This is a genomic window from Streptomyces sp. NPDC097617, assembly GCF_044761485.1.
Taxonomy (GTDB): domain Bacteria; phylum Actinomycetota; class Actinomycetes; order Streptomycetales; family Streptomycetaceae; genus Streptomyces.
Window position 1 is genome coordinate 215103 of record NZ_JBIWCL010000012.1, and the last position, 14398, is coordinate 229500.

At 69.6% G+C, this 14398-nt stretch carries 10 protein-coding genes and 1 pseudogene; 5 read left to right on the forward strand and 6 right to left on the reverse strand.

The genetic code is table 11. The annotated features are described in order from the left end of the window. Positions 1–14: 14 nt before the first annotated feature. The 3 genes from ACIQZO_RS21105 to ACIQZO_RS21115 all read right to left on the reverse strand — a co-directional run bounded on the left by ACIQZO_RS21105 (position 15) and on the right by ACIQZO_RS21115 (position 2858). Positions 15–533, reverse strand: a complete 519-nt coding sequence (locus ACIQZO_RS21105) for an O-acetyl-ADP-ribose deacetylase (RefSeq protein WP_403628145.1) — start codon at positions 531–533, stop codon at positions 15–17. Further along, a complete protein-coding gene (locus tag ACIQZO_RS21110) occupies positions 533–1951 on the reverse strand; it encodes a phytoene desaturase family protein (protein ID WP_403628147.1) in 1419 nt (472 codons plus the stop codon). The genes ACIQZO_RS21105 and ACIQZO_RS21110 overlap by 1 nt, the downstream gene beginning before the upstream one ends. Before the next feature lie 82 nt (positions 1952–2033). Next, on the reverse strand, positions 2034–2858 hold the full coding sequence (locus ACIQZO_RS21115) for an inositol monophosphatase family protein (RefSeq protein ID WP_403628149.1): 825 nt from the start codon (positions 2856–2858) through the stop codon (positions 2034–2036). Positions 2859–3325: 467 nt separating this feature from the next. Here ACIQZO_RS21115 and ACIQZO_RS21120 point away from each other — a divergent pair, with 467 nt between their 5' ends. The 5 genes from ACIQZO_RS21120 (at position 3326) to ACIQZO_RS21140 (ending at position 10044) form a co-directional block, all read left to right on the forward strand. Then, a complete protein-coding gene (locus tag ACIQZO_RS21120) occupies positions 3326–3613 on the forward strand; it encodes a hypothetical protein (RefSeq protein WP_328960952.1) in 288 nt (95 codons plus the stop codon). A gap of 190 nt (positions 3614–3803) precedes the next feature. After that, positions 3804–3959 (forward strand): hypothetical protein, encoded by a 156-nt coding sequence (locus ACIQZO_RS21125; RefSeq protein ID WP_351148445.1) that lies wholly within the window; start codon positions 3804–3806, stop codon positions 3957–3959. 552 nt (positions 3960–4511) lie between these two features. Continuing rightward, the gene (locus ACIQZO_RS21130) at positions 4512–8579 is read left to right on the forward strand and encodes an Ig-like domain repeat protein (RefSeq protein WP_403628151.1); all 4068 of its coding nucleotides are present in this window, start codon (positions 4512–4514) and stop codon (positions 8577–8579) included. A 547-nt stretch (positions 8580–9126) separates the two neighbouring features. Then, the gene (locus tag ACIQZO_RS21135) at positions 9127–9444 is read left to right on the forward strand and encodes an NAD(P)/FAD-dependent oxidoreductase (protein WP_403628153.1); all 318 of its coding nucleotides are present in this window, start codon (positions 9127–9129) and stop codon (positions 9442–9444) included. 51 nt (positions 9445–9495) lie between these two features. Then, the gene (locus tag ACIQZO_RS21140) at positions 9496–10044 is read left to right on the forward strand and encodes a hypothetical protein (RefSeq protein ID WP_403628155.1); all 549 of its coding nucleotides are present in this window, start codon (positions 9496–9498) and stop codon (positions 10042–10044) included. Here ACIQZO_RS21140 and ACIQZO_RS21145 read toward each other — a convergent pair. The 3 genes and pseudogenes from ACIQZO_RS21145 to ACIQZO_RS21155 all read right to left on the reverse strand — a co-directional run bounded on the left by ACIQZO_RS21145 (position 10037) and on the right by ACIQZO_RS21155 (position 13950). Continuing rightward, positions 10037–11035 (reverse strand): TIGR03842 family LLM class F420-dependent oxidoreductase, encoded by a 999-nt coding sequence (locus ACIQZO_RS21145; RefSeq protein ID WP_403628157.1) that lies wholly within the window; start codon positions 11033–11035, stop codon positions 10037–10039. The two genes, ACIQZO_RS21140 and ACIQZO_RS21145, sit on opposite strands and share 8 nt — an antisense overlap. 18 nt (positions 11036–11053) lie before the next feature. After that, positions 11054–11992, reverse strand: a pseudogene (locus ACIQZO_RS21150) (amidohydrolase family protein); the annotation flags it as partial. After that, on the reverse strand, positions 11899–13950 hold the full coding sequence (locus tag ACIQZO_RS21155) for a recombinase family protein (RefSeq protein ID WP_403628186.1): 2052 nt from the start codon (positions 13948–13950) through the stop codon (positions 11899–11901). The pseudogene ACIQZO_RS21150 and the gene ACIQZO_RS21155, both read right to left, overlap by 94 nt. Between the last annotated feature and the right edge of the window lie 448 nt (positions 13951–14398).

The window sequence follows — 14398 nt, forward strand, 5'->3', positions numbered from 1 at the left end:
TCCCGCGGTACGCCTCAGCCGGAGGCGGCCACCGCCGCCTCGAAGACCTCGAAGGCGGCCGCGTCGAAGAGCACGAACCGCACCTCCCGCACCTCGGTACGGGCGCCGCGCACCGTCTCCACCGCGATCCGCGCCCCGTCGTCCATCGGCCAGCCGTAGATGCCGGTGGAGATGGCCGGGAAGGCGACCGTACGGGCTCCCAGCTCGTCGGCGACCCGCAGCGATTCGCGGTAGCAGGAGGCCAGCAGCGCGGAGCGGTCCTCGTCGCGCGAGAAGACCGGGCCCACGGTGTGGATGACGTGCTCGGCGGGGAGCCGGCCGGCCGTGGTGGCGACCGCCCCGCCCGTCGGCAGGCCCTTGCCGTAGTGCGAGCGGCGCAGGTCCTCGCAGGCCGCCAGGATCTCCGGGCCGCCGCGCCGGTGGATGGCTCCGTCCACGCCGCCGCCACCGAGCAGCGAGGAATTGGCCGCGTTGACGATCGCGTCGGCCTTCTCGGCGGTGATGTCGCCGAGGACCAGGACGATGCGGACCATCAGGAGTCCTTTCGCAGGTGGCGCCAGACCGCCTTCGCGGCGTTGTGCCCGGACATGCCGTGGACGCCCGGGCCCGGCGGCGTCGCCGAGGAGCACAGGAAGACCGCCGGGTGGGCCGTCGTGTAGGGGGTGAGGGAGAGCTTGGGGCGCAGCAGGAGCTGGAGTCCCGACGCGGCCCCGCAGGCGATGTCCCCGCCCACGTAGTTGGGGTTGCGGGCGGCGAGCTGGGGCGGGCCGGCCGTGGCGCGGGCGAGGACCAGGTCGCGGAAGCCCGGGGCGAAGCGCTCCAGTTGGGATTCGACGGCCTCGGTGAGATCGCCGTCCCAGCCCGCCGGGACGTGTCCGTACGCCCAGAACACGTGCTTGCCCTCGGGCGCCCGGCCGGGGTCGACCAGGCTGGGCTGCGCCGTGATGAGGAAGGGGGCGCGCGGGGCCCGGCCGCCCGAGGCGAGCTGCAGGGCGGCGTCGATGTCCCGGGCGCGCGGGCCGATCTGCACGGTGCCGGCGCGGCGCGGCTCCTCGGCCGTCCACGGGACCGGGCCGTCCAGCGCGTAGTCGAGCTTGAACACGGAGGCGCCGTACCGGTAGCCGTCGTACGCGCGGCCCAGGCGGGCGATCCGGGCCAGCGCGGTCGGCGAGGTGTCGAAGACGTAGGTGCGGGCCGGCGGGAGGTCGTCGAGCCGCTTGACCTCGAAGCCGGTGTGGATGGTGCCGCCGAGGTCGCGCAGGTACCCGGCGAGGGCGTCGGAGACGGACTGCGAGCCGCCGCGCGGCATCGGCCAGCCGTTCGCGTGCGCGGCCAGCGCGAAGACGAGGCCGACGGCGCTGGTGGCGATCCCGTCGAGCGGTGCGATGACGTGTGCGACCAGGCCCGCGAACAGCGCCCGGGCCCGTTCGTCGCGGAAGCGGCTCAGCAGCCAGGTGGAGGGCGGCAGCCCCTTGAGCCCGAAGCGGGCGAGGGTGAGCGGATCCCGGGGCAGTGCGGTGCTCGGCAGCGACATGAAGTCCCGGGCCAGGGTGTCCCATTTGCCGAGGAACGGCCCGACCAGACGCCGGTAGGCTCCCGCGTCGCGCGGCCCGAAGGACGCCGCCGTCTGCGCGACCGAGCGGGAGAGCACGGCGGCCGTGCCGTCGTCGAAGGGGTGCGCCATGGGCAGCGGGGCGTGCAGCCACTCCAGCCCGTACCGCTTCAGCGGCATCGTGGCGAAGACCGGCGAGCCGGCGCCCAGCGGGTGCACCGCCGAACAGGGGTCGTGCCGGAAGCCGGGGAGGGTGAGCTCCTCGGTCCGGGCTCCGCCGCCGACCGTGTCGGCGGCTTCGAAAACGGCCACCGAGAAGCCGCGCCGGGCCAGTTCGACGGCGGCTGTCAGCCCATTGGGCCCCGCCCCCACCACGACCACATCGAGAATCGACGGCACTTGCGACTCCTTCGTTTCCGGCGGCGCCTGCACCCCCAGGATATTGCTCCGCACGCGGCGGCCGGGACACCCCTGATTCGGGTCAGGCCCCCTTGAGCAGCTCCCGGATCCGTACGGCGGTGGCCTCGTCGCGGCCGACCGCGAACGGCAGCGCATTGTCCCGGTCCACCCGGAAGGGGACCCCGCCGACCGTGCTCTGCGCGCCGCCGGCCTCCGCGACCAGCAGCAGACCGGCCGCGTGGTCCCAGGCCGAGGGCCAGGTGAAGGCCAGGCCGTCCATCTCGCCGCGGGCGACCTTCAGGTATTCCAGGCCCGCCGAACCGCACGGCCGGGAGGCGACACCGGGCACGTCGAGGCGGGCGAGCGTGCGCTTGTCCTCGTCGCTGGTGTACAGCGGGTGGGCGATGGCGACGCGCAGCGCGGAGCCCGGATCCGGCGAACCGCTGCGGATCCGCTCGCCGTTGACGTACGCGCCCTGCCCGCGCACGGCGGTCGCCAACTCCTCCAGCGCCGGGGCGAAGGTCCAGGAGGCGAGGATCTCCCCGCGCACGGCCAGCGCCACCAGGGTGCAGAAGGCGGGGTCCCCGTTCACGAACTGGCGGGTGCCGTCGACGGGGTCGACGATCCACACCGGGGCGTCGGCGCGCAGCGCCTCGTAGACGGTGGGGTCCGCGTGCACGGCCTCCTCGCCGACCACGGCGGAGCCGGGCAGCAGCCGCGTCAGGGCGACGGTGAGGTACTCCTCGGCCTTGCGGTCGGCCACGGTCACCAGGTCGTGGGGGCCGTTCTTCTCGTCGACCTCGTGCTCGGCGAGCTGCCTGAATCTCGGCATGATCTCGATCGCCGCCGCTTTGCGGACGGCTTCTTCCACATCGGACAGGCCCTGGGCCAGGAACTCATCGATCATGCCTCCAGCAAAGCACGCCCGACCGACAAACCCCACTGCCGATTCCGTACCGGCGTCTGGACACGGGATGTCCACCGGGTGAAGCGGCTCCGGAGAAGGCAGGTCTCGCGCGGCGGGCTCCGTCGCCCCCATGTCCGCTCGCGCCACCTTCGAGTACGTTCCCGGCGGCGATCTGCTGTTCGGGAACGACGACCCGTACAGCGAGAGCCGGTTCGCGAACTCGAAGTACGCGGGCGACCACCCCGAGCGGTTCGGCCTCCCGAAATGCCGCAGACGTCATGAATTAACGATCCGGCCAAGCGCAGGAAACCCACACCAAAAGCTACATGGCGACCCAACCGTCTCACCCGACTCGAAATTTTCCGCACGGCACTCAGGCGCTTACCCGCATTCCCGGCCGATCCGACCTCCCGCCGGATTCGAGAAAACACGAGAGGGGAGGAGGGCGGAACCCTACGATGAATTCCATGAGTGCGCTGATCTTCCTCCTGTCGCTCGGCACAGTCTGTCGCGTCACCCGATTCGTCACCAAGGACGCCCTCGCCGCGGGGTTCCGCTCCCGGATCGCCGACCGTTTCGGCGAAGACTCCCACCCGGCCTATCTGGTCACCTGCGGATGGTGCGTCAGCATCTGGGTCGCGGGCGCCGTCACCGTGCTCGCCCACTGGGCCGGCGAGGAAACGTGGTTCCAGGCGGGCGCCACGGCGCTCACCCTTTCCTACCTCACCGGCCTCGCCGCCAACTGGCTTGACTGACCGGCACGTTGGAATAGTCCCCATCATCGCCGCCACGCATAAATATGACTATACGGCGGCGAGTGTCGGCGTGCGGTGCCCGGGGATAAAGGGCAAAGGGAACGAGTCGGGGGCTCGGTCCTGCCCCGGAACTCCCCCGGCCCTCCCCCTTGACCGGCCGCCGGAGCGGCCGAACAGAAGGAGGAAGACCATGGCATGCAACTGCGGACGCGCCAGCCGGTCCACGCTCGTCTACCGGCTGGTCCTGCCCAACGGGGTCACGCGCCAGTACCCCACGCGGCAGGAGGCCGACGCCGCCAACAAGAGGGCAGGCGGGCAAGGTTCCATCACGGCGGTCCGCCAGTAGGCCCGCCCACTCCGGCGGACCGCCGGAAGGGCGACGCCCCCACCAGCAGCCCCTCGGCGTACCGCACAGCCGGTGCACCGGGGGGCTGCGGCGTGCCGTGGCACCCCTGGTATTGCAAATGCCGCGAAGGAATAACATGATTCACTCAGCGCGGAATCCTTTCTCTTACGCCCGTGAGTCCGCCAGACTGTCCTGAGAGCGTGAGTACACCCCCGGCACCGCCCAGTTGTGTGCCCGGGAAAACGACCGAAAGGGAAACCTTTCCTCTCGCGAGAGTGCACCAAGGCGCCGCATAATCCGGGTTTATCGCCTCTCGCGCGCCTGAGTGCGCTGAGCCGAACGAGTGGTGTTCTGTTCACCCGTCTAGCCGAAGTCCTCAGCCGGAAGGCCTACTGCTGATATCAGCAGGTGATGTGCCCCGACTCCATGTGGACAAGGGCTCTTAACGGAACGTCCCACCAGCGTTTTCCCGTGCGTTCCGTGCTTCGCCGAGCGCCATACGGGCGAGGAGATTCATCTGCTTCCGCGGGTCATCCGAAAGGGAGCCACAGCATGGCCAGTTCGACCACCACCGTGACCTCGGCACCGGATCCGTCCGTCTTCGGACAGTCGGTCACCTTCACCGCCACCGTCCAGCCGGAAGTCGCCGGCCCCACCCCGACCGGCAGCGTCGAGTTCGTCGTCGACAGCACGCCCGTCGTGACCGTGCCGCTCGACATGAGCGGCACGGCACAGTACACGACCAGCGATCTGGAGGTCGGTCTCCACGGGATGGAGGCCAACTACTCCGGCGACGCGGAGTACGACCCGTCCACGGGCGCGGACACCCAGGAGGTCACGCTCGCGAACACCACCACCACGCTGGCCTTCGCCCCCGAACCCTCGGTCTGCGGAGAGACGGTGACCGCCACCGCCCAGGTGACCCCCGTTCCGCCGGGCGCGGGAACTCCCACCGGGCTGGTGTCCTTCATCGTCAGCGACGACGGTCCGGTACTGACCGCCCCCGTGGCCATAAACGGGCAGGCGCAGGTCAGCTTCAGCGGCCTGGACGTCGGCCTCCACCAGGCAGCCGCCTTCTACACCGGCGACGCGGACTTCAACGGGTCGAACTCCCCGCTGACGCTCCACGTCGTCAACCCTGCGCCCGTCTCGGTCACGGTCTCGGTGGTGCCCAACCCGTCGGTCTGCGGTCAGACGGTGACGCTCTGCGCCACCGTGGCACCGGTCTCCTCGGGCGTCGGCAATCCGTCGGGCTCGGTGACCTTCACCGGCCCCGGCGGACTCAACCAGACGGTGACCCTGGACGCAGGCGGCACGGCCTGCGTCACCACGACCGCGCTGGAGACCGGCACGGTCACCGCCGTCTACGGCGGCGACGAGTGCTACGCGAGCGGGACCGGCACCTTCGACGTGACGGTCAACCAGGCGTCGAGCACGGTGTCGGTGACGGTCGAACCCAACCCGTCGGTGTGCGGCGAGACCGTGACCGTGTGCGCCACCGTCACCGCGGTCGCACCCGGCAGCGGCACCCCCACCGGAACCGTCACCTTCACCGGCCCCGGCGGACTCAACCAGACGGTGACCCTGGACGCAGGCGGCACAGCCTGCGTCACCACGACCGCACTGGAGACCGGCACGGTCACCGCCACCTACAACGGCGACGATTGCTTCTCCGCATCGACCGGCACCGCGCCGGTGACCGTCAACCAGGCGTCGAGCACGGTGTCGGTGACGGTCGAACCCAACCCGTCGGTGTGCGGCGAGACCGTGACCGTGTGCGCCACCGTCACCGCAGTCGCGCCGGGCAGCGGCACCCCCACCGGAACCGTCACCTTCACCGGCCCCGGCGGACTCAACACGACCGTCCCCCTGAACGCCGCCGGCACAGCCTGCGTCACCACCAGCAGCCTCACCAGCGGCACCGTCACCACCGTCTACAACGGCGACGGTTGCTTCTCCTCGTCGACCGGCACCTTCGACGTGACGGTCAACCAGGCGTCGAGCACGGTCTCGGTGACCGTGGACCCCAACCCCTCGGTATGCGGCCAGTCCGTGACCGTGTGCGCGACGGTCACCGCAGTGGCACCCGGCAGCGGCACCCCCACCGGAACGGTGACCTTCACCGGCCCGGGCGGACTGAACGAGACGGTGACCCTGGACGCCGGCGGCACCGCATGCCTGACCACGACCGCACTGGAGACCGGCACGGTCACCGCCACCTACAACGGCGACGGATGCTTCTCCTCGTCCACCGGCACCGCGCCGGTGACCGTCAACCAGGCGTCGAGCACGGTGTCGGTGACGGTGGAGCCCAACCCGTCGGTGTGCGGCGAGACGGTGACGGTGTGCGCCACGGTCACCGCAGTCGCGCCGGGCAGCGGCACCCCCACCGGAACCGTCACCTTCACCGGCCCCGGCGGACTCAACGAGACCGTGACCCTGGACGCAGGCGGCACAGCCTGCCTGACCACGACCGCACTGGAGACCGGCACGGTCACCGCCACCTACAACGGCGATGAATGCTTCTCCTCGTCCACCGGCACCGTGGATCTGGCGGTCAACCCGGCATCCAGTGCGGTGGCGGTGACCGCGGAGCCCAACCCGTCGGTGTGCGGCGAGACCGTGACCGTGTGCGCCACCGTCACCGCGGTCGCGCCGGGCAGCGGCACCCCCACCGGAACCGTCACCTTCACCGGCCCCGGCGGACTCAACACGACCGTCCCCCTGAACGCCGCCGGCACAGCCTGCGTCACCACGACCGCCTTGGAGACCGGCACGGTCACCGTCACCTACGCGGGTGACACCTGCTTCCTGCCGTCGACGGGCTCACTGGACGTGACCGTCAACCAGGCGGCCAGCACGGTGTCGGTGACGGTCGAACCCAACCCCTCGGTATGCGGCGAGACCGTGACCGTGTGCGCCACCGTCACCGCAATGGCACCCGGCAGCGGCACCCCCACCGGAACCGTCACCTTCCTGCTGCCCGACGGCAGCACTCTTGTCGCGGGGCTGGACGCCGGGGGCACGGCCTGCGTCACCACGACCGCGCTGGAGACCGGCACGGTCACCGTCACCTACGCGGGTGACACCTGCTTCCTGCCGTCGACGGGCTCACTGGACGTGACCGTCAACCAGGCGGCCAGCACGGTGTCGGTGACGGTCGAACCCAACCCCTCGGTATGCGGCGAGACCGTGACCGTGTGCGCCACCGTCACCGCAGTCGCACCCGGCAGCGGCACCCCCACCGGAACCGTCACCTTCACCGGCCCCGGCGGACTCAACGTGACACTGACGCTGGATGCCGACGGCACAGCCTGCCTGACCACCAGCAGCCTCACCAGCGGCACGTACTCGGCCACCTACAACGGCGACACCTGCTTCGCCGGCTCGGGCGCTCCCTTCGACGTGACGGTCAACCAGGCCGCCAGCACCACCACCGTATCGGTCACCCCCAACCCCTCGGTATGCGGCGAGACCGTGACGGTGTGCGCGACGGTCACCGCAGTGGCACCCGGCAGCGGCACCCCCACCGGAACCGTCACCTTCACCGGCCCCGGCGGACTCAACACGACCGTCCCCCTGAACGCCGCCGGCACGGCCTGCGTCACCACCAGCAGCCTCACCAGCGGCACCGTCACCGCCGTCTACAACGGCGACGCATGCCTCTCATCGTCGACCGGCACCGCGCCGGTGACCGTCAACCAGGCGGCCAGCGCGGTCTCGGTGACGGTCACCCCCAACCCCTCGGTATGCGGCCAGTCCGTGACGGTGTGCGCGACGGTCACCGCAGTGGCACCCGGCAGCGGCACCCCCACCGGAACCGTCACCTTCACCGGCCCCGGCGGACTCAACACGACCGTCCCCCTGAACGCCGCCGGCACGGCCTGCGTCACCACCAGCAGCCTCACCAGCGGCACCGTCACCGCCGTCTACAACGGCGACGGATGCTTCAAGCCGGTGAAGGGCGCGACGAGCGTGACCGTGAACAACGCCCAGACCGCGACCGCGCTCACCATCACCCCCAACCCCGCAGTCTGCGGCCGCCCGGTGACGTTCTGCGCCACGGTCACCACCGTCGCGCCGGGCAGCGGCACGCCCGCCGGGACGGTCACGTTCACCGGCCCCGGCGGCTTCGTCCAGACCGTGACACTCAACGCCGGCGGCACGGCCTGCGTCACCACCACCGCGGGCGCCAGCGGCACGGTCACCGCCGTCTACAACGGTGGTACCTGCCACAGTCCCTCGGCAACGTCGGCCAACCTGACCGTGAACCCGGCTCCCACGACGCTGACGGCGGCCCCGGCGCAGATCCGCCTGCGGACGAACGGCACGTTCGTCATCCAGTCGATGAGCGCCACGCTCAAGGTCACCTCCACCGCCGCTCCGCTCCCGGGACAACTGGTCACCTTCAGGGCGAACACGACGCTCGGGCCCGTCGTCCTCGGGACCGCACTCACCAACGTCGGCGGGGTGGCGACACTGGCCCCGCCGACGCTGACGGTTCCCAGCACGGTGATCACGGCGACGAGCTACACCGCGTCCTTCGCGGGGACGAGCTGCTACGCCGCTTCCTCCGTGACTGCGCCGCTGACACTCGTCCTCGTCCCGCTCCTTCCCTGACCGAACACCGGTCACCGCTCCGGCCCGCCACGGGCCGGGGCGGGCCGGCTGTCCGGGGCGGCGGCCGTCGGCCGCCGCCCCGGACGCACGTGGACGGGTGGTTCTTCCGCGGCGGTCGCCGCGGATGCGACCATGATCCGGGCCGCTCGCGAGCGGCAGTGGACGCATACCGAGTCCCTGCAAGACACCCCTTCGACATCGGAGTTGCGCGCCGGGGACCCGGTTCCGCTGTTCCTGGCGCTCGCTTCGCCCGCAGTCCGGAACGTCCATGCGCACCATCGCGCCCGCGCAGAAGGCAGCCCGCCATGAGCCGAGCCACGAGCCACGCCCCCAGGCGTGTCGTCATCATCGGGGGCAGCCTCGCCGGCATGCTCGCGGCAGCAGCGGTCAAGGAACATGCCGATTCCGTCGAGATCCTCGAGGCCCACGAGCTGCCCGCAGGGCCCGAACCGCGCACCGGGGTTCCCCAGCCGCCCATATCCACTGGCTGCAGGCCGGCGGCGCAGAGGCCATCGACGCCCTGCTGCCGGGCAGCATCGACCCTTTGATGGCCGCGGGCGCCGACCGCATACCGGTGACCACCGACATGGTGATCTACTCGCCCGAGGGTTGGTACCGGCGCTGGCAGCGCGCCACCCACTACGTGATCACCGCGAGCCGGGACCTGACAGACCTCGTGGTCCGCGAGCAGGTCCTGAAGGACTCGCGGGTCACCGTCCGTACGCACACCAAGGTGGTCGGGCTGCTCGGCGACCGCCGTGCCGTCAAGGGCGTACGACTGCGTGATGCCGACGGCATCGAGGCGGAACTACGGGCCGACCTGGTCAGCGACGCCTCCGGCCGGGCCTCCCGGCTGCCCCGGTAGCTTGCCCGGCTCGGACTCACCGGCCTCGCCGAGGAGCGTCTCGACTCCGGCATGGTCTATGCGAGCCGCCTCTACCGGGCCCCGGTCCCCACACGCGGCTGGCCGGTCGTCGGCGTGCAGGCCGACCCGCTTCTGCGGCAGCCCGCCAAGGCCGGCGGCATTCTGCCGATCGACGGCGACCGCCGGCACGTCAGCCTGATGGGAGCCCCAGGCGGGGAGCCCACCCGCGCCGCCGAGCATTTCGAGCCCTTCGCCCGTACGCTGCGCCACCCCATCCTGGCCGACCTGCTGCAGCACGCCGAACCGCTCGGCGATGTCAGCGTCAGCCGCCTGTCCCGCACGGCGACCGGCTCGTTCCGTGCCGCCACGGCGCTGACGGACGTCCTGGCCCTCCAGGCCCCGCCCACGTCCCTCGTCAGACCCGGTGTGTTGCTGGCCGCCCTGCTCGGCCCCTTGCGTCCTCAGCTCGAGAGCCCTCAGTTCAACGCTGCGGAACGCACGCTCGCTCCTGAACGCCCTGTCCCACCGGAGGACCTCACGGGCCTGAACGCGGGGCGGGGCCGACCCTTCGGTCGGCCCCGCGCCGCCGGCGTCAGTTGAACAACGGGATGACGTGCTGGCCGTAGGCGTCGATCGTGGCCTCCCGTGCGTCGTGCATGTCGTAGACGGCGAACTGGTCGACGCCCAGGTCGCGCAGGGCCCGCAGCTTCTCGATGTGCGCCTCGGCCGGGCCCAGCAGGCAGAAGCGGTCGACGATCTCGTCGGGGACGAAGTCGGTGGACGGGTTCCCGGCCCGTCCGTGGTGGCTGTAGTCGTAGCCCTCGCGGGCCTTGATGTACTCGGTGAGCTCCTCGGGGACCATCGACGAGTGCTCCCCGTAGCGCCCGACCAGGTCGGCCACGTGGTTGCCGACCATGCCCCCGAACCAGCGGCACTGGTCGCGGGCGTGCGCGAGGTCCTCGCTCACGTACGCGGGCGCCGCCACGCAGATGGTGATCTCCGCCGGGTCGCGGCCGGCCGCGACGGCGGCCTCCCGGACCGACTTGACCATCCACTCGGTGAGGTAGAGGTCGGCGAGCTGGAGGATGAACCCGTCGGCCTTCTCCCCCGCCAGGGCGAGGGCCTTGGGCCCGTACGCCGCCATCCAGACGGGGAGTTTCCCGTCGCGGACCCACGGCAGGCGGACCGGGTTGCCGTCCACCAGGGCCTCGCGGCCCTCGGCGAGGTCCCGGATGACGTCGATGGCCTCGCCGAGCCGGGCCAGGGTGTTGGGCTTGCGCCCGGCGACCCGCATCGCCGAGTCCCCGCGCCCGATCCCGCAGACGGTGCGATTGCCGAACATGTCGTTGAGGGTGGCGAAGGTGGAGGCGGTCACCTCCCACGTGCGGGTGCCCGGGTTGGTGACCATGGGGCCGACGTGCAGCTTGCGGGTGTGTTCCAGGATCTGGCTGTAGATGACGAACGGCTCCTGCCACAGCACGGCGGAGTCGAAGGTCCAGCCGTAGCGGAAGCCGTTGCGCTCGGCGCGCTTCATGAGGCTGATGACCTGGGAGGCGGGCGGGTCGGTCTGCAGGACGAGGCCGAAGTCCATGGGGCGGCTCCTTGAGCTCTACAGGTACTGGCAGGTGGAGCGTGGCACGAAGGCCCCGTGGCCGGCCCGGCCGGTGAATTCGCGCTGGTCGATGACGAGTTCGCCGCGCGAGAGCACGGTGTCGACGCGTCCGGTGATCCGCCTGCCCTCGTACGCCGAGTAGTCCACGTTCATGTGGTGCGTCTCGGCGGAGATGACCTGCTCGGCGTGCGGATCGTAGAGGACGATGTCGGCGTCGGAGCCCGGGGCGATGGTGCCCTTCTGCGGGTAGAGGCCGAACATCCGGGCCGGGCTCGCACACGCGATCTCGATCCATCGTCGGCGGCTGATGTGCCCGTCCAGGACGGCCTGGTGGAGGAGGTCCATACGGTTCTCCACCCCCGGCAGCCCGTTGGGGATCTTGGAGAAATCCCCGCGGCCCAGCTCCTTCTGGCCCCGGAAGCAGAAGGGGCAGTGGTCCGTGGAGACCACCTGGAGGTCGTTGGTCCGCAGGCCCCGCCACAGCGCCGCCTGGTGCTCGCGGGGGCGCAGCGGGGTGGAGCAGACGTACTTGGCGCCCTGGAAGTCCGGCTCCTGGAGGTTGTCGGTGGACAGGAACAGGTACTGCGGACAGGTCTCGCCGAAGACCGGGAGGCCCTTGTCGCGGGCGGCGGCCAGCTCGGCGACCGCCTCCTCCGCCGAGACGTGGACCACGTAGAGCGGTGCGCCCGCGACCCGCGCCAGCTGGATGGCACGGTGGGTGGCCTCGGCCTCCAGCAGCACCTTGCGGACCTCGCCGTGGTGGCGGGGGTCGGTCTCCCCGCGGGCGAGGGCCTGTTCGACGAGGACGTCGATCGCGATGCCGTTCTCGGCGTGCATCATGATCAGCCCGCCGTTGGCGGCGCCGCGCTGCATCGCGCGCAGGATCTGCCCGTCGTCGCTGTAGAAGACACCGGGGTAGGCCATGAACAGCTTGAAACGCTTGTGGGTGCGCCCTCATGCGTACCGACGGCCCCGTCCCCTACCCCACGCCGTGTGGGACCGCTGAGACGAGGGTCGAAGGTTCCAGTGATGTGCAGGTCCGGCAGCCCGTACAAGGGTGGCACCGCCGTCCCGTCGCGTTCCCCCAGCGCAAGTACGGCGCTCTCCCACACTCCGGTCTTCAAGTAGTCGAGGGCCCGCTGGTAGAGGCCCTGCGGGCGGTGCCCCTGTGTGACCTGGTCGGGGAGGTCCTTCCACATCACTCCGTTCCGGACCTTGTGCAGCGACGCTTCAAAGGCGAGTCGCGGAGGAACAACCCTCGACAGCTTCTTCGGCTTCGGGAAGAGGTCCTCCACCTGCGACCACCGGTCGTCGGTGAGCGGGGGCGGCACGAGGTGCCGCCGACCATCGAACCAACTCTCGAAGAGGCAACCCCCGCTTCGGAGCGCTCCGGGAACCTCGCTGGTCACAACAACCTGCACGTCCAGCAGGTCCAGCAGATCGCGCTTCTTCGCCACAGGGAGGTCGTCCAGCCTGGGCCTCGCCTGGAGGGCCAAGTCCAGAATTTCGTTGGCTCTGGCTTCTTGCAGCTCCGCTTCAAGAAGCCACTCCATCGTATCGTCACGCATTTTTCGGAGCTGCTGCTCCTTCCCTTTAAGCTCCTCCCTCACCTCTTCGATGGTGGCCCTAATTTCCTCCTCGGTCTCCGTATCGTCACTTTCATCAGCCGCCATGGCCGCTGCGAGCGCAACAAGCTTCTTCTTACGCATCCGCTGATTGCGATCGATCTGCTCGTCGAGCTCCGCTATTCGCTCACGATACGAACGGGATCGGTTTGGAATTTCACCGATCCATTCTTCCGCAAGCTTTTGCAGTTTTTCCTGATCCCCCAATGTGTCGGCCACCTCTTTCCAAACTACTTCCTCCAGGGGTTCCGCGAGGATCTCCTGACAGGAACATGGATTGTCGGAGCGGTGGCCACTGCACCGATACGTGGTCCGATCTCTAGTTTCCCGATAGGTACCGACATAGTGGCTGCCACACAATGCATGAACGCGCCTGGACAAGAGGTACTCCTTCTGCCCACTCTTAGCGAAGGAACGTCGAGCAAGAGCCTTTCTAACTTCAGCAACACGCTCAGCCGGCAGTGGCGCCGGAACTGGGATACGGACCGTTTCCCCATAAAGAGGCTGCCCGTCCGGTGCAAGTCGGACACCGCTGCCGGCGCGCTCCACGTTTCGGTAGATGATGTACCCGTCAAGGGCAGTCTGCATGAACACCCGGATGAGGTTGGCGCCGGACCACGGCAAGCCCCGCGGAGTAGTGCGCCCAAGGGCGTTGAGGCTCCTCGCCGCCTCCTCCGCACTGTTGGGTTCGTCGACAAGCAGACATGCGGCCAGTTCGAGGAACTCGACGCCCTCCCTCCTCAAGGTTGGAGGGCCGACGACCCCCTTTGCAGGTAGTTCAAGCCAGAAGGGCGCTACCCCGCCCGGCCATCCGCCGGCCTCCAGCTTCTTCTCCCGCCCTCCCATCGTTCGGTCGAGGATCATGGCGTGCTCAAGTTCCGCCATGTAGGCGAGGAGGCTCAGCTGGATGCCGAACATCTCATCGTCGCTGTCGATTCGACCGTCAGCGGTAGCAACACGGACGTCGCGGTCGGTGGTGTCGTACACCCAGCGGTGAATGTTCTTCATGGTCCGCCCGATGCGGTCCAGCTTCCCGAAAATCACGAGGTCGTACCGACCGTCCGCGATGTCCGCATTTAGCGCGGCGAGGTCTGGCCGGTCGGCTAGCTTCCCAGACACGCCACCGTCGGTGTACACCTCGAAGGTGTAATTGCCCTTGCCGATCTTGTAGTCGAGCCAGGCTATCGATTCATCAAACTGGACGTTGAGCCCGTACCCTCGCAGCTGCTTCGCAGTGGAAACACGAAGATAGATGGCGACGCGAAGCATGATGTTCCGCGCCGAAGTCCGGGCTAGATGTCTCTTTTGCACATTCTCTCCTCGGGGTCACGACAATCCGACCAATGACCTATGCCCCGAGTCAACCCGCGTGATGCTGCGCCGATTCCCCTTGCTGCGAGCGCGCAGGCCCGAAGATGATGTCAGCGAGCCGCCAACGCTCCGACCGGTCGAAGGTACGCGGTCGCCAATCGGTGCAAATGACCGATGCCACCTGACCGTCGGGTGTTGGATTAGGACTACGCTGCGCCATGGGTGTGGGTACCTTTCCTTCAGGACGACTTGCGGCAGATCCCGAGTACCGCCTCGGCGCCCAGCCCGCACATTGCAGGAAGGGTGCCGGGCAGGGTCAGTTGCATGATCACCTTGTGTCCGGGTTCATCCGGTGAGACCCAGGGCAGCAAGGGGCCTGCGGCAGTCGCGGGCGGTGTGACGTAGG